Origin of the sequence: Citrobacter sp. CK180 (assembly GCF_030333655.1) — a bacterium.
Classification (GTDB): domain Bacteria; phylum Pseudomonadota; class Gammaproteobacteria; order Enterobacterales; family Enterobacteriaceae; genus Citrobacter_B; species Citrobacter_B koseri.
The window spans coordinates 1-22,222 of the sequence record NZ_JAOWFM010000033.1; the positions used below are offsets into that span (position 1 = coordinate 1).

Annotated in this window: 21 protein-coding genes and 1 pseudogene; 2 read left to right on the forward strand and 20 right to left on the reverse strand. The window is 50.2% G+C overall.

Features of this window, described 5'->3' with window-relative positions; all coding sequences use genetic code 11:
• Positions 1-65 precede the first annotated feature (65 nt).
• Positions 66-1,228, forward strand: a protein-coding gene (locus OGV50_RS04040) for an IS3-like element IS3 family transposase (RefSeq protein WP_085947771.1) whose coding sequence is annotated in 2 segments (ribosomal slippage) — positions 66-327 and positions 327-1,228 — 1,164 coding nt in all. Because the reading frame shifts where the segments join, the coding sequence is not laid out codon by codon here.
• Positions 1,229-1,274: 46 nt separating this feature from the next.
• The gene (locus tag OGV50_RS04045) at positions 1,275-2,540 is read left to right on the forward strand and encodes a hypothetical protein (protein WP_286488323.1); all 1,266 of its coding nucleotides are present in this window, start codon (positions 1,275-1,277) and stop codon (positions 2,538-2,540) included.
• 35 nt (positions 2,541-2,575) lie between these two features.
• Here the strand turns inward: OGV50_RS04045 and OGV50_RS04050 are convergent, their stop codons facing one another.
• From OGV50_RS04050 to OGV50_RS04140, 20 genes and pseudogenes are all read right to left on the reverse strand, one after another.
• Positions 2,576-3,604, reverse strand: a complete 1,029-nt coding sequence (locus OGV50_RS04050; protein WP_286488324.1) for a tail fiber domain-containing protein — start codon at positions 3,602-3,604, stop codon at positions 2,576-2,578.
• 9 nt (positions 3,605-3,613) lie between these two features.
• Positions 3,614-6,364, reverse strand: a complete 2,751-nt coding sequence (locus OGV50_RS04055) for a hypothetical protein (protein WP_286488326.1) — start codon at positions 6,362-6,364, stop codon at positions 3,614-3,616.
• 57 nt (positions 6,365-6,421) lie between these two features.
• Positions 6,422-9,148, reverse strand: a complete 2,727-nt coding sequence (locus OGV50_RS04060) for a host specificity factor TipJ family phage tail protein (protein WP_286488327.1) — start codon at positions 9,146-9,148, stop codon at positions 6,422-6,424.
• Positions 9,145-9,525 (reverse strand): nitrite transporter, encoded by a 381-nt coding sequence (locus OGV50_RS04065; RefSeq protein ID WP_286488328.1) that lies wholly within the window; start codon positions 9,523-9,525, stop codon positions 9,145-9,147. The genes OGV50_RS04060 and OGV50_RS04065 overlap by 4 nt, the downstream gene beginning before the upstream one ends.
• A 9-nt stretch (positions 9,526-9,534) precedes the next feature.
• Positions 9,535-10,023 (reverse strand): DUF1833 family protein, encoded by a 489-nt coding sequence (locus tag OGV50_RS04070; RefSeq protein ID WP_286488329.1) that lies wholly within the window; start codon positions 10,021-10,023, stop codon positions 9,535-9,537.
• Positions 10,020-10,484 carry a hypothetical protein gene (locus tag OGV50_RS04075; protein WP_286488330.1) on the reverse strand — a complete coding sequence of 155 codons (465 nt, stop codon included), beginning with the start codon at positions 10,482-10,484 and terminating at the stop codon, positions 10,020-10,022. Before OGV50_RS04075 ends, OGV50_RS04070 begins: the two co-directional genes overlap by 4 nt.
• Entirely contained in the window at positions 10,484-13,366 is a 2,883-nt protein-coding gene (locus tag OGV50_RS04080; RefSeq protein WP_286488331.1) for a phage tail length tape measure family protein, read from the reverse strand. Before OGV50_RS04080 ends, OGV50_RS04075 begins: the two co-directional genes overlap by 1 nt.
• 39 nt (positions 13,367-13,405) lie before the next feature.
• Positions 13,406-13,636, reverse strand: a complete 231-nt coding sequence (locus OGV50_RS04085; RefSeq protein ID WP_071258613.1) for a hypothetical protein — start codon at positions 13,634-13,636, stop codon at positions 13,406-13,408.
• A gap of 89 nt (positions 13,637-13,725) precedes the next feature.
• Positions 13,726-14,193 carry a phage-derived protein YdaY family protein gene (locus OGV50_RS04090; protein ID WP_286488332.1) on the reverse strand — a complete coding sequence of 156 codons (468 nt, stop codon included), beginning with the start codon at positions 14,191-14,193 and terminating at the stop codon, positions 13,726-13,728.
• Between the two features lie 62 nt (positions 14,194-14,255).
• Positions 14,256-14,504 carry an Ig-like domain-containing protein gene (locus tag OGV50_RS23565; protein ID WP_371320447.1) on the reverse strand — a complete coding sequence of 83 codons (249 nt, stop codon included), beginning with the start codon at positions 14,502-14,504 and terminating at the stop codon, positions 14,256-14,258.
• Positions 14,487-15,416: pseudogene (locus OGV50_RS04095) on the reverse strand (phage tail tube protein); the annotation flags it as partial. The pseudogene OGV50_RS04095 and the gene OGV50_RS23565, both read right to left, overlap by 18 nt.
• Positions 15,417-15,441: 25 nt before the next feature.
• A complete protein-coding gene (locus tag OGV50_RS04100; RefSeq protein WP_286488334.1) occupies positions 15,442-15,834 on the reverse strand; it encodes a phage tail terminator-like protein in 393 nt (130 codons plus the stop codon).
• Positions 15,831-16,382 (reverse strand): hypothetical protein, encoded by a 552-nt coding sequence (locus tag OGV50_RS04105; protein WP_286488335.1) that lies wholly within the window; start codon positions 16,380-16,382, stop codon positions 15,831-15,833. The genes OGV50_RS04100 and OGV50_RS04105 overlap by 4 nt, the downstream gene beginning before the upstream one ends.
• Position 16,383: 1 nt before the next feature.
• A complete protein-coding gene (locus OGV50_RS04110; RefSeq protein ID WP_286468599.1) occupies positions 16,384-16,767 on the reverse strand; it encodes a glutamate 5-kinase in 384 nt (127 codons plus the stop codon).
• A 1-nt stretch (position 16,768) separates the two neighbouring features.
• The gene (locus OGV50_RS04115) at positions 16,769-17,179 is read right to left on the reverse strand and encodes a protein singed (protein WP_286488336.1); all 411 of its coding nucleotides are present in this window, start codon (positions 17,177-17,179) and stop codon (positions 16,769-16,771) included.
• Positions 17,180-17,182: 3 nt separating this feature from the next.
• Complete coding sequence (locus OGV50_RS04120) at positions 17,183-17,413, reverse strand: hypothetical protein (protein WP_286488337.1); 231 nt, start codon at positions 17,411-17,413, stop codon at positions 17,183-17,185.
• 46 nt (positions 17,414-17,459) lie between these two features.
• A complete protein-coding gene (locus OGV50_RS04125; protein ID WP_286488338.1) occupies positions 17,460-18,602 on the reverse strand; it encodes a major capsid protein in 1,143 nt (380 codons plus the stop codon).
• A 90-nt stretch (positions 18,603-18,692) separates the two neighbouring features.
• The gene (locus OGV50_RS04130) at positions 18,693-19,457 is read right to left on the reverse strand and encodes a DUF6651 domain-containing protein (RefSeq protein ID WP_286488340.1); all 765 of its coding nucleotides are present in this window, start codon (positions 19,455-19,457) and stop codon (positions 18,693-18,695) included.
• A gap of 261 nt (positions 19,458-19,718) precedes the next feature.
• Positions 19,719-20,831, reverse strand: a complete 1,113-nt coding sequence (locus tag OGV50_RS04135; protein WP_286488341.1) for a phage minor head protein — start codon at positions 20,829-20,831, stop codon at positions 19,719-19,721.
• Entirely contained in the window at positions 20,818-22,221 is a 1,404-nt protein-coding gene (locus OGV50_RS04140) for a DUF4055 domain-containing protein (protein ID WP_042999759.1), read from the reverse strand. Before OGV50_RS04140 ends, OGV50_RS04135 begins: the two co-directional genes overlap by 14 nt.
• Between the last annotated feature and the right edge of the window lies 1 nt (position 22,222).

Sequence of the window (22,222 nt, forward strand, 5' to 3'; positions counted from 1 at the left end):
TGATCTTACCCAGCAATAGTGGACACGCGGCTAAGTGAGTAAACTCTCAGTCAGAGGTGACTCACATGACAAAAACAGTATCAACCAGTAAAAAACCCCGTAAACAGCATTCGCCTGAATTTCGCAGTGAAGCCCTGAAGCTTGCTGAACGCATCGGTGTTACTGCCGCAGCCCGTGAACTCAGCCTGTATGAATCACAGCTCTACAACTGGCGCAGTAAACAGCAAAATCAGCAGACGTCTTCTGAACGTGAACTGGAGATGTCTACCGAGATTGCACGTCTCAAACGCCAGCTGGCAGAACGGGATGAAGAGCTGGCTATCCTCCAAAAGGCCGCGACATACTTCGCGAAGCGCCTGAAATGAAGTATGTCTTTATTGAAAAACATCAGGCTGAGTTCAGCATCAAAGCAATGTGCCGCGTGCTCCGGGTGGCCCGCAGCGGCTGGTATACGTGGTGTCAGCGGCGGACAAGGATAAGCACGCGTCAGCAGTTCCGCCAACACTGCGACAGCGTTGTCCTCGCGGCTTTTACCCGGTCAAAACAGCGTTACGGTGCCCCACGCCTGACGGATGAACTGCGTGCTCAGGGTTACCCCTTTAACGTAAAAACCGTGGCGGCAAGCCTGCGCCGTCAGGGACTGAGGGCAAAGGCCTCCCGGAAGTTCAGCCCGGTCAGCTACCGCGCACACGGCCTGCCTGTGTCAGAAAATCTGTTGGAGCAGGATTTTTACGCCAGTGGCCCGAACCAGAAGTGGGCAGGAGACATCACGTACTTACGTACAGATGAAGGCTGGCTGTATCTGGCAGTGGTCATTGACCTGTGGTCACGTGCCGTTATTGGCTGGTCAATGTCGCCACGCATGACGGCGCAACTGGCCTGCGATGCCCTGCAGATGGCGCTGTGGCGGCGTAAGAGGCCCCGGAACGTTATCGTTCACACGGACCGTGGAGGCCAGTACTGTTCAGCAGATTATCAGGCGCAACTGAAGCGGCATAATCTGCGTGGAAGTATGAGCGCAAAAGGTTGCTGCTACGATAATGCCTGCGTGGAAAGCTTCTTTCATTCGCTGAAAGTGGAATGTATCCATGGAGAACACTTTATCAGCCGGGAAATAATGCGGGCAACGGTGTTTAATTATATCGAATGTGATTACAATCGGTGGCGGCGGCACAGTTGGTGTGGCGGCCTCAGTCCGGAACAATTTGAAAACAAGAACCTCGCTTAGGCCTGTGTCCATATTACGTGGGTAGGATCATACCAGTCTGCAAAGTATGTTGCATGATGTTCGCAGCCTATGGTTGGACAACCGGGATAAGCCGCACAGCAACGTCTACTACACCGCGCTTAGAGTATGGTTTACTGGCATAAACTCACATGGTGATATTGGTTTTACTTCATCATGGGCCTTCTGTCTCAATAAGATATTCTTTGGCATATCATTCTTTGCCATCTACAAACTGGCATCGAAGATTTTTGAAAGCAAGTGGATTGCTTTGATGGTTGTGTTTGTTTCGTTCATAAACACTGCGTCAATATCTAACAGTATCTTTCTTCGTCCGTATCAGCTACAAGAATCTATCGTATCCCTGTATTTGCTATCAAGTTTTTTACTTCTTAAAGACAATCCATCAACAAGATTCCTGATATCTCACTCATTAATAACAGCATTCACTGTCCTGAGTGGATATTTTGCTGTCTTCCTTGTTGCACTTATATCAATTGCAATCCTCCCTTGCCTGATCGCGAAGTATTGGGGTGACTGGAAGTTTGCATCGTGGTTTGCAGTGAAGTATGTAGCTTTAACATCAGTCATATCGTACGCTATTTATCCTCCATACTTTTTTGTATACGGAGGCAGGCAGGATGAAGCCTACAGTAAACTTGGTAATGTGAGTGATAATGTCATCAGTTCGATAAGGTCATTATCGATGTTGAATGATTACTTCCCGGTTGGTTTGATAATAGTAATACTATCAGCGATTGTCTCTTTAACTTTCTTTGTTAAGAAAATGAAACTTATACCGGAAAATCATTACTATCTTGCTGCCTTGTCAGTTTCTACACTTTTATGGATTGTAATAGTGCAGTTCTTTTCACCATACAAAAATCTGCCAAGGTACATATATCCAATTCTACCTGTTGTTGGATTGTTTTATGGATATATCATTTACCTTATGAAAGGAAGATTCCAGTTCATATCCCAGGCAAAAATAGTTGTAGCAATTGTAATAATGTTGGCAGCCATTATGACATATAACAATGGTCCTGAAGTAGAGAACATAAATCGAAATCGTCATATCGAATGCGACAAAATTCCTGACGGTAGTGTTATTTATGCAAAAACCCCCTGGAAACTGGCCAACATCCTGACTTGTCTTAAGGATAATGTTAAATATGGCCTATCAGGAAAGATCCATATCGATATGTCAAAGGCTAAAGGTTATAAGTACATACTGAGTGATGAAAAGATGAATGATCCAAGAGTAAAAGACGAGGGAGTCAATGTAATGTATTTTGAGGTCAACTCTATAAAATGAAAGACCCCGCCACCTGGCGGGGTTTCCCATTGCACTTAGAGCCTTTCCATTTTACGGTGTAAACATGCTGCATCTAGCTGCGCAGCCTCATCGTAGCGAACACTATATCGGTTACCCGCCTTGGCTATAATATTTCCATCAACATCCTTAATATCATCCCACTCATCATAGCAGAGCACACCATAGGCAAATGGATCTAATCCGGCAGCCTTAAACGCCTCCTCGATATCTTGTGCAATCTTGCCGAAGTGCCAGCGGGCGGCATCCCCTTTTTCTGCGACTGCATCTTTCATTTTGTACATACGGACCGGTACACTATCCCACGCATCCAAAACGTCATCTGGAATCTCCTGAATGTACATTTTGTTGGTTCTGTCCGATGTCTGAATGGTTCCGTTCTGAGCGCATACTTGGGTAAACCTGAGCGGCACAGTACCCAGTGAAACCCTCCCGTCCTGATTGTAAGTTAATGTACCTGTCGAGTCTTGCATGATTTTCAGTTCAAGCTGTGTTCCATTAACAGAGCTAAGGGCTCCGCCACCAAGCTTGACAGATTTGTACGAGTTTGCAGGAGTGGTTGCGTCGTAGAATGTAGTGAACTCAAACGGCCTGTCCTCGGTGCCACCACCTTCATCCGTAACGGCTGCAAGGGCCAGATTCCCAGTGACTGTAGTCGATGTTGAGGTAATATCCTTGCGTAGTTCAGCAAGAAGAGATGCTTTTGTTTTCAGTGAGGCATCAAGGGCCTTCTGAGATGATGTTTGCAGAAATGCGCGGGCGCGATCTACAGACGCTGATGATGTAGAGGCAGTCATTGCGCCGATGGCCGCAAACGAGCCTGAATGTGCAAGCAAGCGAGTATTTGGTCCGTATCCAGATGCGATCTGCGGATAAACAACCTCTGGCGAGGCTGTAGAGAAAATTGCCGTGTTGTTATACACGGACATGGGCGAGGAATTACCATTCCCAAAATTAATTTTATATGACGATGAATCAATAACGTATTTAAAAGCCGTTAATGCGTATGCATCATTGAGTTTCATACCAGTAAGTGAAGAAGGCATAATTATTCCTTAATAAGTTGTCGCAGTTAAGAGTGAGTTACTAACTACAAATTGAGATAAATAATCAGTAATGTTAGAGCTGGTATTTATGTTGAATGGTATTGCTGTAATAAAATCCCCTCTTCGCTCAAACCTGAATGGTGATGAGTTAGGTTTGAATGCTATAGCTCCGTTTGTATCAAAATCATTCACATCTCCAGAAACTATTCCTGTGAGCATGCTGGTATTGGTCAGAGAGTGAAGCCTAATGTTCCCAAGGATAACTAGGTTTAAAAACATATTATTGTATGTGCCATTCAATACCTGTCTTGCATCAAGCGCATACTGCCCGTCAACAGCCCCAATAAATGAATTTGTTATCCTGAATCCATTAACCCCATCATCAAGGAAAAGTGACCTGATGTTCATTGCCCCTGATACATCATTAACGTAAATTCCGGTGAAGTGGTAGTCTATTGCGATCTGCTTAGCGTTGACGTTTATAGCCCCAAAATCCGACGCCATATGAATGTCTGATGTTTTACCTCCTCTCTTCCCTACATTGATTACTCGTACATTACTAAATAGTCCAGACACAAGATTCCCAATATTACCAGAATCCTGCCAAGACGAGTCAGCAGAAATTCCAGCAAACCCTATGTTTTGAATCATTCCGTTCTCTACGGTGACATTATACCCAACAGTATAAATCCCGATAGCGGCAACGCTATACTTACCGAGATTGTTAATCTTGAAATTAGATATAATCATGTTGGAGTTATGAGAAACGTTAGCAATCATGAAACCACTACAGCCGACATCATCTAGCTCGAACCCATTTATGAATGAAGAGTTCTTGCTTGTTTTCATGAACATCCCAGTGATATTTCTCGCCTTAAAGTTTTCCATAACAAAAGCAGACGAGTTTGAGATGTCGATTGCACCGGCGTTCTGAAATCGTTCAGACCAGATTGCTTCCAATGATGTTTTTGGTATGTCAAAAAATGCACAGTCAATACCAGAAAATGTAACGCTCGAAGTACTGACGGTAATATAGAATCCGTACAATGCATCAGGGTAGTAGATACCATTTAATTTGCTTGGAATGTACCAATGCGAACTGTTGCAGCAATATGTGTCTTCGCTTAGCAAATAAGTGGCATTTCTTAGCCAATATGGAGCTGAAAAACCTGTTGCGTAATAGAATCCATCAAAATACAGACCGTCTGGAGATGTGCTCCAAGGGCCTTGTGCCGTATAAACTACGCTACCATCGCTTCCAATGGATGTAATATTATTCCATGAAGAACTGTAGTTTTGGTTAATTCTTAATGCTACGCTGCTCAACTCTTCGTTGATCATTCCAGAAGCATCATCTGGCTGCAATTTAAACGTATAAACATTATCCACAACCTGAATAATACGCTTATTAACGTTTCTTGGTAGCTTCCCTGTCTTCTCGTTATAGTTATCGCTAACTTTAACGGGATTCATATAGACGTCGTATGCTTCAAGATGTGGCTCGCCGCTCATGTTTGCAACGCGCTGATGATGGGTTTTATATGGCTGACCACCTGAAGATGATACGTAATTCATCACCGGCGTGATAACCGGCTTTTCCCGACCGTAGTTTTTGAAGATAAGTCGACCTTCACTGTTTTGTCCAAGAACAATCGTGTTATCACTGATAACAATCGTCGTATCATCAACAGTAACAGACAGGTTGCCGAATCCAGGGATGTGCTCATCAGTAATCGTAATCGGGGATATTTCATGCCGACCTGCACGCAAAAGCACATTAATGTCTGCCGTTCTTCCACCACTTACCAGCGCAGCAGCGGCGGCAAGCGCATCTGAAAGCGTAGCGACAGCGCCAGCAGTGCTAAGCATTGGATCAACGATAATATCTGCTGCCAGGAGTGCAGTGTCGCGCTCAGATGCTTTAACAACATTAGCTTTAACATCAAACACACCCATGCTGGTGCCATTACCTACAACACCTACAACTGTGCCAGCACCATTGATAGACGAGCCATGCAGGTCCGGGGAACCACTTACCACCATTGTTTCACCGGAGCCAACAACCACCGGTTCAGAGAGATTTACGGCATCACCGTAATACTCCAGCATCCAGTGTTTTTTACCGCCGATGGTAATACTCTTTGCTGCATCGTCAATGCTCTCTACAGTGCCGCTGGCTGGAAGATTCGTGAGCATGCGCAGCTTGTTGCCATAAACAACAGCGAAGCGGTTACCTGTGCTTGTAATGCTGTCACCAACGACGACATTACCTGCCTTCGAAAATATTTTCAGTCCGGTAGCTTTTTCAACAGATGCGGTGTTTTCAATGCCGATGACATTGACCCACATTCCATCCGGATTGGCCTCTGACCAGATACCTCCATCCTCAACAGGCGTCGCACCAGCAGTAGTGTGTGGCAAATCACCGCGCCAGGCGTACCAGTATCCGTTGTAGAATACGATTTGGTTTCGTGATGAGATGACCATGCCTGGAGCATAGTTACCCATCTGTACCCAGCCAAGTGACGCTATAGTTTCTTCAAATTCATCAGTGAGTTCTTCAAGTTGCTCACTATATTCATTCACAATCTCCTGGAAACCAACCTCCATTCCATGCCAGGTCTTGCGTTCTTTCCCTAAGCGATCGGGCCATGTTTCGTTTTCCTGGTCAATTGCAAGATGGTCTAAGTTCTCAGCATTGTCATATAGGTCCTTTGCAGCAGCAGACCCCAGCGGATTGCCGGTGTTATAAGTCGTCATACAGGCCTCATAAACGAAAAAACCCGCCGGAGCGGGTCTGTATTGGAGAGATTTTTGTTATGCTACGTCGCCAGGATAAGTGACGTTGTCGTAATCGTAGAAGCTGGGTTTATACTGTTTCGCCGTTACCTGGCATGTACCATCTGACTGCGGCGCTATTTCTGAGACGATCGCGTTATAACCAACCCGTGAAGAATCGCAGAAAATCAGGCGCGGCGGCTCGATAGCCGGATCGTTGAGAACGATTTCTGAAAACTCATTCAGGTATGGCACTGTCACCTGATAATCGCCAGCCTTAGTTGCCGTAAGAAGAGATGATGCGGTCCCGTCCTGAAATCTGATGATCACTCGCGGGTTCTCATAACTCCAGTCCAGCGGCTCGGTTACCGAGAATGTCGTCAGCGCATTTTCGATTACCATTTCCTCAACCAGGCAGGAAATGGTTTTATTGCCGGGAATGTCGTCTGCCAGCACTATGCGGTCTCCAACGTTGTAACAGAGAGCGTCCAGTTCGGTTGAAGTCGTGTGCGTCATCCGCTGCTGAAGGTACTTCATCAGACGGCGCATGCCGATCTGATATGCCCGGTCACGGTCGAGCACACCATCAAGCGTGTAGCTTTCAATTTTCACCGGAGTTGGATTATCTGGTGTCCGGCACTGAACGGTCTCCTCTGCCCAGGTTGTTCCGTTGATATACGTAACATTCACCCCGTCATAATCATCATCTGACGGGGCGACAAACGCGGTCTGCAGATCTTCGGTCATCTCATGCGGACTGATGACACCTGACCAGGGCTTAACACCTTCACGTGCAACGGAAGCAAGGCCGTCAGCAAGCAGAAAATAGCTTTTACCAGCGTTGGCGATCTTCTGCAAAACCTCCAGCGCAGATGTGCTGTCGTTTGTCTCAAAGTCGAAAAACTCACTACCTGGCGTCCAGTACGTGTTTTCCAGCGCATCGATGGCATCACTATCCATATCCATACCGAGGGATTTTCCAACGTGGTAAAGCGCGCCTGAAATGCTTCGCGCCATCCCGGTATCGTAAATCCTTGTGGCAACCACGTTAACACGTCGATCAGACTGCGCTGCCAGCTTGCCGCCTGTTTCCACTGTAACGCCCATAGTAGTTACGCCAGCATACGATACCGGGCGCGTCAGCAAGCGGCCACGCAGCGACTGCCAGTACATATTGTCACGACTGTTGTCCTGCCCCTGCTCGTTTGTCCGTCGACAACGCACTTCTACAAGGCCAGGAGAATCCAGCGTTATACGTTCAGTAAATCCAAGCCCGTTAATGTTTTTCATGTTGTACGAGCCTGTTTTGCTCGTCCAGCCAGAACCTGAACCATACACGCGATACTGGATTTCCCACATCACTGTCCGGTTCTTTTTGCTGCCACTGTCCTTGTAACCGCAAATACCGTTCGGGAAGAAAAAGTTAACCTCGAACATATCCACGGTTTCATTTTCAGGACAGGCAAGGAATGGCCCCATCCAGTTATCGTTTGCATTAAGGCCTGAAGCATCAAAATCCAGCACAGTACGCGCATAAAAACCCGGCCAGGTATGATCGACAACGCCGTCAATCAGACGTTGTATGGTAACGCTGGAGCCATCCACTTCGAAAATATTGTACTGATAGCCCTGGTGTGACAAAGAAAGCCGGATATACCCCTCCGGGATTCCCGTAAATGGCGCGCCGGTTTCATTCTCATAGGCCAGCGTTACCGACGCCGTGACTTCCTCTTCTTCCTCTGTCGCATCTGCATGCGGAGTATACGAAGAGATAAACAGGTTATAGTCGACGCTGTTGTACCATAAAGTTACTGGCATGCCGACGTAAGGGGCGATTTCAGCCAGATTGTCACTGGTAATTCGGCTGTACGCGCCATCATTGGTGACGACAAAGGAGTCAGGAACAATCAGTTCAACCGTTGCGCCAGCAACCCACGATTCAGGCAAATCATTGGTTTCCGGATCGTCATCTGCGGAGCTGAGTCCGTTGAATGTAATCGTTGCTCCTGAAACCGCCAGTGACTGTGCTACAACATCATCGGTATCGGGCGCAGTCTGGGCCATGTCCAGTCCGGCACCAGATGACGTCCCCCCGACTTCCGTTGAATTGAACCAGTTTTCGCTTCGCCGATCACCAGATACGTTCGCACCTGGTTGATATGTCGTATACGTGAAACCATCTTCAAGAGAAGATACAGGCGTCGAACCTACGCGCAGATCGCCAGTACCGAAAGAAAAATTACCAACGCCGAGACAAACGAACATCTCAACGGTCATTTTTGTAGGGTCGCTGGCATCAAAGCGGGTCACCGGCTGCACCACATAGTCAGGGTAAATACGGCGGCGGCCGAAAAGTTCGCGTATCGGATCGCCCAGCTTTGCTCTGTTCGCCTTTGCCGGATTCACGTCGAGACTGTTGCCCGTCCCCGATGAGTAACCGCCAGGGTCAGCAACGCCTGGAGCAAAAAACAACGCATAAGCGACGGATGCGACAGATATTGCGACAGCAATCCATCCCAGAGTGGCAGCCTCAAGCCCGTATGGTATCGGAAACATTCTGACATCGCTGGCGGGGCTTATCGCATAATCTAACCAGGCCGTTGCTGGTATATAAACACCGTCGACTTCTACAGTGACCGGATGTTTCTTATCAGCGCGGTAATTTGCTACATTTCGCTTCATCCACTGATGAATGGTCATTGCCCCGTGTTCATGCGTTTCAAGCGGTTCACCGGGAAGGCGTGAAGGATAAATTCTGATGGTCACTTCCAGAACTCCACTTTAACGAAGCGGCGAACAAACTGCGCCACCGGCGTGAAAGAAACGTTAGATTTAGGGTTGCATTCGGCAACATGCAGACGGCCATTAAGAACTACGACAACGCCGACATGAATCACTGCCGAACCTGAATAACACGCCACACCAGCGCCTTCACATGGCTCGCAGCGTTGCAGGGAGAGCATCAGTTTTCGCGCTTCGCGATTAAGGCCGCCATCATCTTTCGTTACCCCGGCAAAATCCGGCCACTCATGAAGCCCCAGATCGCGACGCACCTCATTCACGATGCCGAAACAGTCAAGCTCAGGGTAAGCGCGGCCCCCCTTCCGCCAGACAACGGAAAGATATTTATCTTGATCGAACATTGATACTCCTTAGCTCATATAGCGAAGGCCAGGGTAATACGGGAGTGTGTAGCGATAGCGGGGCCAGGCTGTGTCCAGAACGTTCATGTACCCTGCCACAATCTGCGCCTGTGTGGCGGTCCAGTACCCGTTTTTAACGGTTAACGTGTAAGGGCGTTCTGCGGGTGCTTCTAAATCGTCAGAGATATATTGTCGGTAGGTCACCGTGGCACCATGCAGGTTTTCCAGCGCGCTACGCACAGATGTTGATGCTTCGCCGTTAATGTTACTGACAGCGAACTGCAAATCCTGCGTACCATCACTATTGCGGGCAGGCAGGGCAACATCGATGGCACTGGCGATAAAGGTCACCTCATCCCCTGTTTCCGTCTTCGCGGTAAGGTCGTCATAGCCGTCACAGAGATACAGAACGTCATCACCGATGTTGATCTGCAGGGTCTTGATAATGACCTCTTCGCCGGATGAAGCATAAAGTCGGTTTAACGCAGGGCTAGTCATGCTTCAGGCCACTCCCTGTTAAGTGCAATATCAATGATGCTGCTGTTGATGATGTAGTCCGGGAACTCAGCCCAGCCATCGCCCAGGACCGGGCGAGTCCATAACTCCAGCGTCGCGGAGAACTGCCAGTAAATCGGGGCAACAAGCGTCGGCCCCTGATAGATGTCCGTAAACCGACATTTGTAGAATTCCACACCAAGTGGGGTTTGCAGCCGCATGAAAAACCAGTCAGCACCATCGGTGATGGTTTCCCGATACCAGGCCTCAAAAAGCTGTGACTGGACATCCGTTTCGAAAAACCACTGTACGTTGGCCTGCGTCGGCGTCGAAATATACGCCCGGCGTTGACGGGCACGACCCGTTGTCATCTGGGTCCGCTTTAAAGGGCTGACTGGCTGAAACGCATAGCCATCCTGAAGCGGCATTGGCAGGTAATCATGAGGGTAGTATTTTTCAGCCATCAGGTTGTTCTCCTTCCGCTATATACCCCTCTCATCGCATTACCTACCTTTCCGTTACCCTTTACGATCTGATTGGCAACCTGATCCAGAGCATCGCTGGTTGCCTGTCTCTGGGTCTGCGCCAGAGAAATATTCATCTGATCGGGGGTTACACCCTGTTGAATGTTGAAATTCTGCGTAATCGGAGCGTTGAGCGTTGTCGAATTGCTGTTACTGTTTGATACGTTCTGCGTGCCGGTGCCGAAACCCGGTTTGCTCAATGTCGCATCAAGAGATCCGCCATTACGCAGCGCCTCAAGGTTTGAGACGCCGATCCGGTTGGTTGCAGCCTTGTCAAAAACATACTCGCCTTTATGCACTATCCCGGCGGGCTGGTATTTCCCGCCCTGCCCAGTAAAACCACCTGCAGCAAAACCGACATCCGCAACGGCGGCGATGTTAGAAACGATGCTCGCCGTCGCCGCTGCAACTGACGCCATAGCAGCAAGGTTTGCCGGGAACGGGTTAGCAGCAGCCATCGCAATACCCTGCTGAATGGACACCAAAGATTGTGCGATAGCAAACGCCTTGCTTGCAGCGAACGCCGCTTTATAAATCCCGGATTGCTCCCCGAAACCAGTCGCCAGAATCTGCAAACCACTGTCAATCATGGTCTGCGTTGCGCCGGTGATAATCTCGTTTTTCTGGGATTCAATAGCCTGATTCGCCTGCGCTGCCTGCTGACGTATTGCTGTCATGCGCGCTTCGCCTTCCGTGGTGATTTGCCCGGCCTGAGCATAAGCAGCTTCCTGTGCCTGCAACCACGCCTGTAACTGCTGTTGCGCCTGATCGAGCTGCATGTACTGCTGTTGCATGCCGCCGAAAGTGCCTGATAACTGGCCGCCAGTTGGTGACAGGTTGCCAACCACACTTTTTACTGAAGAAGGCAACTCCACTGGTGTGTTTTTATAGATATCAGAACGAGTTTTCTCATATTCTCCCGGAGCCAGTTTCCCTGTGGCTTTTGCTTTTTCCAGCAGCGCCAGACGCTCACGCAGCAAATCATTCTGCTGCTCATCTTTCGCTTTAACCTGTTCCTGCATTTTCCGGTAATCGTCGAGCGTTTTAACGGAATTTTGCAACGCCTCCTGTCGTTTGTAGGCCTGAAGAATTTCTTCAGAGCGGGACAAAAGCGATTTCTGATCGGCGGTGAGCTGCGTTTTCGATTTGAGATCAGCGATCTGTTGTTCAAACTTCACTCGCGCCTGAGTGGCGCTGGTGAGCTTATCGCTGGCGTCAAGTTGGGACTGCATTGCGGCGGTCTGATGGTTAATCTGATCCAGCAATCGTGTCGCGGCATCTTCGCTATATGCTTTTCCCTTCGGTGCCGTTGGCGATTTAGGGTCTTTGTACATTTCATTGATGCGCGCGATATTTTTCGCGTACTGATCTGCACTGATGGCCCCGGCATCAAGGAATTTCTTCTGCTGCTGAATCGCCTTGTTTCGCTTATCAGCATTCGACAGGAACTGCTGGTTAACGCGATCAGCTTCCTGCTGTATTTTAATTGCCTTATCCTGCTCTTCTCTGCCAGCCGCGACAGCTTTTGTAAGGTCGCCTTGCAGGTCGATAGCACTTTGCAGAAAATTTGCCGCTGCTGCCGCTTCAGTTTGCCACCCTGGTACACCGAAAATATTACCCACGGCTTTGCCGCGTGCATCATTTGCCTTTTTAGTCGCATCAGCCAGGCGTTGTTCAAGAGACTGCTCGCGCCCAACGCCCAGCATTGCATCCCATGCACCTTTTGCTGCGCCGGTGAGTCCGTTCCATGCCTTTTCGAGATAACCGAGATTATCCTGAATATCTGCGGCACGCTGCTGCATGGTGGTGGCGTAAGCATCAGTAGCAACACGGGCCGCTTCCTGCTGATTCCCTTCATCCTGGAGGGCTTTAATCTGGTTGTAAGTTGCCAGCGTCAGGAAGTGGTACTGGTCATTCAGTTTGGTGATTGCCGCAACCGGATCAGCGGCGATTTTGTTGAAATCGTCCACCAGTTTATCGGTCGCAATACCAGTGGCTTCACTCGTTTTAACAACGGCAGTGGTCACACGCTCAAGAGAATCACCGGCAACCTTTCCAGATTCCACCAGTAGATTTAGCGCTGATGCTGCTTTGCCAGTAGTTGAGTTCGCCGCCACACCAGCGCGCGCAGCAATGTCCGCCAGTTGCCCCGATGTTTTCCCTACCTGGTTACCCGTCAGGATAAGTGATTTATTAAAAGCGTCCTGTTCCTGACTACCCTGGTAATAAGCCAATCCAAGAACACCAACAGCGGCTGCCGCCAAGGTGAAAGGGTTAACCAGCTCAAGAATATACCTCCCCATAGCCTTGGCTGCCGGACCAATACCGCCGAACATGTCTTTTAACTGACCGCCCTGCTGTAACAGAACCATCAATGGTGGTTGCCCTGCGGCTAAGCTTGTGACGATATCGGTCATTTGCATTGGAACAAGTCGCATGGCAAAAGCGGTCTGCTTTGCAGACATGCCAGTATTTTTCAGTTGCTCTGAAAAGCCAGTGAGACGATTGCGGGCCTCTTCAATTTTTTTTGAATAGACACCAAAGGTCTCATCGTCCAGCATGCCTTTCGACTTGAATTTCGCGAGTTGTTGCTGTTGTTTATCCAGTTTATTCAGAGCCGCGTTAACCGGATCAATGCGGTCAAGCAGTTCCGATAATGCAGAAGATTCTTCCTCGGTGGCTTTAGTCACCTTCCCTGCGCTGGCCGCTGCTTTCTGCCCCCACTCGGTAAGCCCGTGAAGGGCGCTGGTCAGGCTTTCAGCATTTTTTTCTGCGCCGGTGCTGTCAATAATGACGGCGAGGCGGGATGTCTGTTCTGACATTGCGATCTCCGGGCATAAAAATACCCGGACATGCCGGGCTTATTGTTTCTGTTTGCCGTGTTTTTTCTGTTCCTGCGCCCACTGCTCACGCCATGCGTCATCAAGGGCAAATATCGCCGCGTCAAATTCATCACGATCAATGAGGACGGGACGTGCAGAAAGAAAGCGCTCAATATCATGAAGTGAGATTGGCAGCGGCGCACCAGCCATCCCGGCATACAGCCGGGAGCGGGAAATAACGGAGTAAGCGTTGAGGATTTCCCCCGTCACACCGTCAATTTCAGGTTCGGGAATTGGCGGGAGTTTTAATTTCTCCCTTCGCCACTTTGCCTTTTCGCCCTGCTCCCCGCCGAACTCGCTCAGCCACTTCTGCGCTTCGATGGCTTTTTTACGGTTTCCTGCTTCTGCTGCTCTTTGCCCTGGGCGATGCTGGCGGCTTCAGCCAGAATTTGCCAGTAAATTGCTGGTTCCTGTTTCAGAAGTGCAGCACCTCGTTCAGGCGTGTATTTAATCGGAACTTCTTCACCACCCACCAACTCACCGACGCCCTTCCAGTCTTTCAGCAGATAACGCGCGCAGTTGTCGATCAACAGATCATCGGCAGAGTCAATTTCCCCGACCGCTGACAGGCTAAATTCGCTGGTTCCAACCTGGTAACTGGCATCCATTTTTTCAATATGGCGGCGAATAAGCGCATTACGCGAGCGATACTGATCGTTATCAATGCTGCTGACGAGCAATTTCAACCCTTCAATGGGTTTGAGATCTTTCAGCGGCGTAAACCAGCGCTCGCCGCCAACATCAATTCGTGGGTTGAGGATAATCATTCGAAACTCCTGCATGAAAAAAGCCCGCGCCGCCATGCAGAGCGGAACGGGCAAGGGAAATTTTATGGTTCAGTTACGGTGATGGTTGCCGTATCGGTAAAAGTGCGCACCTTAGCGGTGATAGTTGCCGTTCCAGCCGCCACACCAGTAACGACGCCTGACGCACTAACTGTTGCCACTTCAGGATCGGATGACTCCCACGTAACAGTATCCGTTGCGCCTGCGGGAGCCAGCGTTGCAGTGAGGCTGGTTGTATCGCCAACATCAACGGAAGCTGTTTCCGGGGTTACCGTGATGCCGGTTGCCGGAATAGTAACGGCGCGGGTAATGGTTGGTGACTCGTCGGCCGCAGTGATATCCAGTTGAACCTGGATAATGTCGGTATTGCCGCCATCCGGCCAGTCGCCAGCGACCTGCACTTTCGGGAAGTTAAACGTGTACTGCCCTTCGTCGTTCGCCAGCGTGAAACTGAATGCCACGGTTGCACCGGTAAGTGTTTTGCTCCAGACCTCCCACGCATCTTTAGACCAGGACAGCGTGATCGAACCTGACGGCGTAAAGGTGGTGGGGATATTAGCCCCGGCGAACGGTGAGCCAGTGCCAATGCAGCGCTGCGTCTGGATATTGTTGTCGAACTGGATACTGAACGTATCGATACAGAAGCCATCACCGCCGGATACTCCGTTCAGACTGATAGCTGATACCTCTTTAAACGTGTAGCGCAGCTCGCCGGAATCATCGGCAGCATCGCCAATGATGTAGTCTGCGTTTGCATTGTTTGACTCCCACCCGAGAGCTGCGAAAGTCACAGTGGCAGTGATATCACCATCATTTGGGACTTCCATCTGAAAAACGCCGACCTGAGCGCCTCTTGATATAGACCCAATACCAACATCAGTTGCGTATGTTGCGAGAGAAAATGTAATGCGGTCGTTACCCATGGTCAGTGTGTCACCTGCCCAATCAGCACCAAAGCAAGAAGCCAGGAATGCATCATGCTGACCCCAGCGGAATTTTGTTGATACATCACCGCCGACATCAACAGTACCCATCGACATACCCTGTGCCATACGGGTACCGCCGATTTCATCATTGTCATTGGTGTTTTGAGTTGGTTTAACCCCCCACGCTGAGCGCTTTATCAGGCTCCATGGGCCCGATGGGGTTACACCCGGTGTAGTTTCCCGAATAAAGGCCGAGACAACCTTAGCGCCGCTTGACATGCGGTCACCTCCATTGAGTTAAGCGCTACAGAGCGCGGTAAGGAATTTGTAGATTGAGCTGAGACCAGCCATCTGTTTCACCAGCAGGAACAGCAGATACGGCGAAATAACTGAGTTTTCCGTCATCCTGGAATTCGAATAATTCACGGAGTTTGTCGGCGGTCTGGTTTATCAGCAGAGAGCCGCTACCAACCGGAACGAATATCTGAATGATGAGTACGCCGGTACGGTGAACAACCGGGCCGCCGCCGATTTCATTTGCTCCGGCCATGCCTGAAATATTGGTGAAACGAGCCCAGATATCACGACCACTTGGATCAAATACGGGTCCGTTTGGATAATCCACGGCATCAGAGGCAATAGCCGTCTGTGCCGTCATTCGGGTAATGACAGCGTTACGAATTTCTGTGAGAGTCATTTGTAGGCCTGTGTTACACCATTAAATGAAACCGCATAAACGCCTGCCGGTGCTTGCTTTGAGTGCCCGTTTTCAAGCGATACGGAATAAGAAAGGTTTGACTGGATGTAGATGACCGAATAACTTGGCGCCGCAAGAATTGTCGACGTCCCGTTATTAATGGTGTTTGCGCCGTTCGGATCTGGTTCGCTTGGCACATAATTACTTGGAGAGCCAACGCTAACAAAATGCGATGCCCGAAAAGTTCCTGCTCGATATTCTGCTGGACGTTTTATATCCATGCTGTCATTGACGCGGGCTTTCCTTTTAAGCCGCCCTGTTTTTGTCAGATTTTCGGGGTTAGAGAGCTGCGACTCATTCCACTCGCTTACCGCTTTGTTGTATTGAACTGCTGTCTGGTTTACAGCCCATAATTCAGGGTTACCAACCGGTGACCGAATAACGATCTCATTGAGCAACTGAATGGCTATAACGCGTTGCAGTTTTCCGACATCCTCTTCCACCTTGTCAGCGAATAATGCGGGGTCAAGACTCCAGGCCTTAGCCATATCACACCCTCCGCAACTGAATGGAATATGTCGCTTTCGCCGGGTCGGTTCCTGCGGTAATGACCTTGTAGCGTTGCTGTTCGCCGGTAATCAGATCTGGTGCAGTGATGATGTGATCGACTTTTGGTTCGTCGGTAACTTCATTCGTCAGCGCGGTTAATTTCAGGTCACCGTGCAGGATATTGACGCCATCAATACGATTGAGGCTGTATTTCGACAGAACGCCACGCCCGGTATAGGTCACTGTGGTTTCACCGCCAGTCTCCGTTACCGGGTCCCATCCAGTTTGGATGACGTAAGAGCCGGTGAAATCGTTGACGGCATCCGCCAGCTTGGTATCAAAGGCCTTTGCGACCTTCGTCTGAATCTTGTCACGAATTCCCACGTCACCCCCTGACAATCCGAATCTGCGAAGTATTCGCGCCATACGGCTTGAGCATCGCCAGCGCCAGTTGCAGATCGGAATCCAGCAAAGATGTGCTGTTTGTTGCCATTTCGGCGTAGCTTTCTGACACACTCACACCATCGGCATCAACCGATTCACTGGTGAGGACACCAGAACTGGTTTTCTGTTGATACAGCCCGCCATTTGCTGCGGCCAGCGACGCATACGCCCCGGCCTGCTTCACATCATCAGGGATAATGATTTCGTGGGTATTTTTGTCGCATGGTAATTTCAGGCTAAGGCCATTCATCCAGGTGTTAGCCATCAGTACCGATTTTGATTTTTTGCTGGCATCAGTCCAGTCGGCACCGAGGATTTGATCAACGTCCGCTACCGTGATGTAGGTGATCATGAATCACTCCTCTATGCGCCAGCCTGCCGCCTTCCAGTTTTCCACTTCGTCAGGATGCACATCTGCGGTGGTGGGCGCGCCGGGGAATGCCGGGAAGTCAGTGAACATAGCAACCAACTGAGCACCGTGCTCCTGCTGCTCCTGCTGCTCCTCAGAATTGTTTTTTGCCGCCAGTTCAGCAGCAAGTTTTCCCGCCGCTCGCTGAGCGCGCTGCTCTTTCGTCAATCCGGACATAAACCCTCCAAAAAAAAGGGGCCAAAGCCCCTTGTGTGTGATGGTGTTAACCAGCCAGCAGAGCAATATGCTCACTCTTAATCGCACGATAGCCCCACGCCAGACGGACGTGATAGACAACCTGCAAGAACTGACGATATACCGCAATTTCGAACGACAGGCCGGTTACCGGGTCAGTGATGATCGTGGTATCGTCAGCAGCATCACCGCCTTCAGGCTTCGCTGGAGCGCGTGTCGCCAGAACGATTGCTGAGCGTGCAAACGCCACGTTCGGTGTGTAGCTGTTGCCGACGGTCAACGCAGCGCCATCAGCAGCGTCCAGCAGTAAACCCGGCTTACCGATAGCAATAGCGCCGCCAGCAAGCGCAGAATTAACCACGTACTTGTTGGTATCACCGTTCAGCGTAACGATATCGCCTGACAGGATTGTGCCAGTGCCGGTATCAAGCGCAATACCGGTAGAGCCAGCCACCACCGCGCCATTGGTGAGATAACCTGCGCCAGAACCTTTGGCTACCAGGCTGATAGGATCGGAATGACGGATTGCCATGCCCATAATGCGGTCGGTCATACCGTTACGCAGCATGTCAGAGGAACCCGCTTCGTTGACTTTGAACAGGCCAGACTGCTTACCGCGCAGGTTACCGATTGCCGCATGACCGAGAACCAGTTGCAGATCGGTTTTCGGTGCGCCGTTTTCTTCCAGAATGCGCAGAACGCCAGCGAAATCTGACATATCGGCGGCAGTACCGAACGGCGTGGTTCCAGCAGTACCATATGCACGGGAGGCGTTTTTATACGCTTCCAGCCACAGGTCGTTTTCGATTTCATTTACCAGCGTACGCATAGCCTGGTAGAAGCGTTCGGCCTGAATGGTGGAGAAGGTTCCGGCGTTCATCAGGCCTTTGGTTTCTTCACCGTTCCAGCGCACCGGGACGTGTTTCGATTTGGTGATAGCCACCTGGACATTATCGACCACTGCATCACCGGTATTCGGTGCAGTAACGCCAGGGGTGTTATCTGCGGATGCCGCAGAAGTTGTGACAGGAACAAGAACGTTCTGCCCGATAGCAGCGCGTTCAACATTGCTGTTTCGGCTTACCGCAGGGATAAAGCCAGTCATCTCGCGAGAGATAACGTCGAGAGCCTCGTACATATCGGGCAGGAGGCCGGTCAGCGTATTCGCCATGGTATTTCCTTTTTAACTGGTTGAGGTTTGTGTTTTGGTTGGCCTTCCAGCCTCTGCGCCGCCACCCATCCGGGAAGCGGCAAAAACGGGTTATTCGACGATGGTGATCTTGTCTTTCATTGCCTGGGATTTTTCGCCCGGGGAAAGCTGATCAAACGCAGTGCGTTTCATCGTTTTCTGTCCGGCCTGGTGCTGCGTAGTGCGGGAGTCACCGCCGCTGTTGCCACTGGCTTTCAGGATGTGGTCTTTTTGCGGGTACTGCTCTACCAGGAACTCCAGCGCTTCATCGAATGAGGCCAGTTCGCCCGGTTTAGAGCGGGAATAAATTTTGTTGCCGGTGCCGTCATAGGCGACAACTTTACCCTCTTCGACCTTAAACGACTGACCGAAGCGAGCCTGAAGCAGATCGGCAGGGATGGCGATTTTATCGGTGATAAATTTGGAACCGGTAAAACTACCGCCGATCATCGAATCGTACAGCTGGCCTTCCAGCGTTTTATTTTTATTGTTGGCCTCATCCAGTTGCGTCTGGAATGATTTGGTGATTTCGGCTTTCACCTGGTCAACGGCACCAGCATCGATCAGTTTTTTCTGGTCGATTTTGGTCATCATCTCGATTGCTTCGAGCGCCTTTTTGGGGTCTTCAATCCCTGAGAAAGCAGCCAGTTTTGCTTCAACCGCTTCTTTGGCTTCACGATGAGATTTTGCTTCGGCGTTGCGTGCAGAAATTGTGCTCATCGCCTGAGCAGCATCAAAACCAATCTCTTTCCCGTCGTCATGCACGTAAACCGGCAGGCCGTTAGCATCGACTTCTGCGTAGTGCTTACCGTTTACTTCTACTGTCTTCAGTTTCATGTTGTTACCTTTGATTTGGTCATCCGACCGTTGCGCCGCGCGTCATCCGAGTTGCGGCCATAAAAAAGGCCGCCCGGAGGCAGCCTGTTGTGAATTTCAGATAATAAAAAAGGCCGCCTTAGCGACCTTTCTTTTTGTATTCCCGTTCGAATTTCCACATTTCATAAATTGAACGACTGGATATAACTATTGCAGCCAGACCTAAGGCTATTGTGATTAACTGGATAATCATTATCACCTCCTGTTGGTCTAAATAAGATATCACAACCCCGCCTCTTTAAACGCCTGTGCATCACGTTTCCGCAACTGCGCCAGCGTCAGCCATTCGCCTTTGTCGGTGTAAAACTCATCCGGTGACATGCCGCCGTCACGCATCAGCCGCGCGCGTTTCTCGCCGACGATCTGCTTCTGGCGATCGAACGACTGGCGGGAGAACCATTCCTGATAGTTGGTATCGCCCGGTACAACGCCGTCCATGCTTGCGCGTTCCGCTGGCGGGATATCGCGAACATCAATACCCAACTCTTTCGCCGATTTGAGGATGAAGGTTTCAGTGGATCGGCAGCAGAAATGAATTTTTCCAGGTCCCTGCAAATAAGGAATCTTATGACCGATTGGCTTGTTATCCAGCGTGTACTTCAGACGATCGCGAATACTGCATATATGCGTCGTTCTGTTGTCCAGAGTAGAAAGCCATTGCTTGCCCTTCATCAGGTCATCATTTGCACTGGCGAAGCTGTTACGCGCCGTTGCCGCGAGATGCCCCACCGCCGTTTTCGCGATACTGGCGGCATTGGCTCGACTCATCTGTAACGCGCCATCCTGATAGCCACGATTAGCGTGGCCGCGCACCTTGCGCGCAATCTGCTCGTTTGTATCTCCCAGCAAAAAGCCCTGTCGTACCGCGTTACTGATGCGGTTGAGGCGATCCGCTTCGAGGTTTGACGCCCACTCACTGAGCAATCGCCCCTGAAATGGCCGCGCCATTGCTGCAGCGTAAACCACATCAGGAGAGATACCCACCAGCGGATGAACGTCTGTCACGAACTCCGGCAACAACGCGTCAAAGAGACTCAACTGATACCCCGCCTCATGTTGCGCCAGGTCATTCAGTTCGGTCGACAGGCTGGAAAACATGCCGTTTATCGCCGTGCGGTTAATCTCCCGCACGCTCGCCAGTAGTGCTTCAAGACGCGTGACCGTAAAGCTATTCGGATCTATGCCATCCATCGCCACCAGCAGGCGCACCGTCAGTTCAGCATCACTTTCGTTGAGTAGTTTCACCATCCTGTTGGCAACGCCGGTACTGTAACGGCTAATCCAGATGGCGTGCGCTATAGATTCGTCACGCAGTTGCTCGTTAACCGTCGCCATTGTTGCCGCCCATCAGCGTTACCTGCTGGTTTTTCAGCTCGTCGATCACATCATCGGGCTTCGCGTCAGGGTCGATGAATTTAAGCGCCTGGAGCACGCGCACGGCATCAACCTGGCGAATGTCGCCCCCCTGTCGCAGAGACTGAACGGCCATAGCAGCAGATGAATCGAACGTCTGAGCCGTAACATCCAGCTCTGTGCGCACATCAACATTGCCGCCATCACTTTCACCAATCCACTCAGCCATGATTTGCAGAATGTTATCAAGTGCATCCTCCAGCGAACTCGCCATGGTGTACAGCGGCGAGTTTTCCTGCATATGCTCTTCATGCGTCTGATCGTCAGATTTTGTTGATGTATTTTCTGCGCGCAGCAGTTTCGCTCCCGCCTGGCGCATCTGGTTTTCCAGATCATCCAGCGATGTTTTGCCGGATTCAATGGCGGCGCCGGTGTGCTCGGTGTATTCCATACCCTGCTTAGCGCGGTCGCTGAATTTAGTAGCGCTGGATGAGCCAATGACCAGTTCCTGATCGTCTTCCAGGCCAAAAACAGACAGAAGCGGCACACGCACAACATGAAGAATGTTGTCCTGCTCACTCTGGCTTTGCCAGTGCTTGATGTTCAGCAATGCCAGATTCAGCAGTGGCGGAGAACCTCGCATAAACCCGGTTTTCTTGGTGTAGAGCGTTACAAGGGTAATATCGTCGCGACTGGTTACCCACTCTTCATAAATAGTCCAGGTGGATTCACCACCATCACCTTTGTTACGGCGCCAGATTTCCACTTTACGCGGCATGATGTGGCGGATCTGCTCAACTTTGGTTTGCCCGAAGTCGTCACCATCCACGACAATGACTTCTTTTACGCGCAACTCTGTGAGCACAACTTTTCCGCTGACAACCTTTGATTTCCAGCCGATCACCTGCCGAGGATTAAGCATCGTTACATACGGTCGACCACCAGCAGCCTGCTCGTCAGCTTTTGTGCGGATTTCTTCGGCGTTTGTGCGCGGGTAATCCACCAGTGCATGTGCGAGGCCATACTGAAACGCCAGGCTGAAGAATTGCTGCGCCCAGACATCAAGGCGGCTGCCTTCCATATCGATGTTTTCGGCATAATCTTTGATTTTTTCCGGCGTTTTTTCGCTTAACACTGTTGGCTCAGCAAATACACGCCCGGTATTTTGCTTAATGCTTTCTTCATAGGCCGGGAGCAGCGTCGCAACAGACAGGCGTTTCTTATAGTCTTCTTTATCCTCGCGCGGCCAGCGAGGTAGGTAGGCTTCGCCCTGCCGGCGCATTTCCAGCGTGCCGCCCATCAGTGCATCGTTAATATCCCACGCCTCAACCATGTCGTTATAGTCGAGGTTAGGTGTCGAAATATCTGGCATG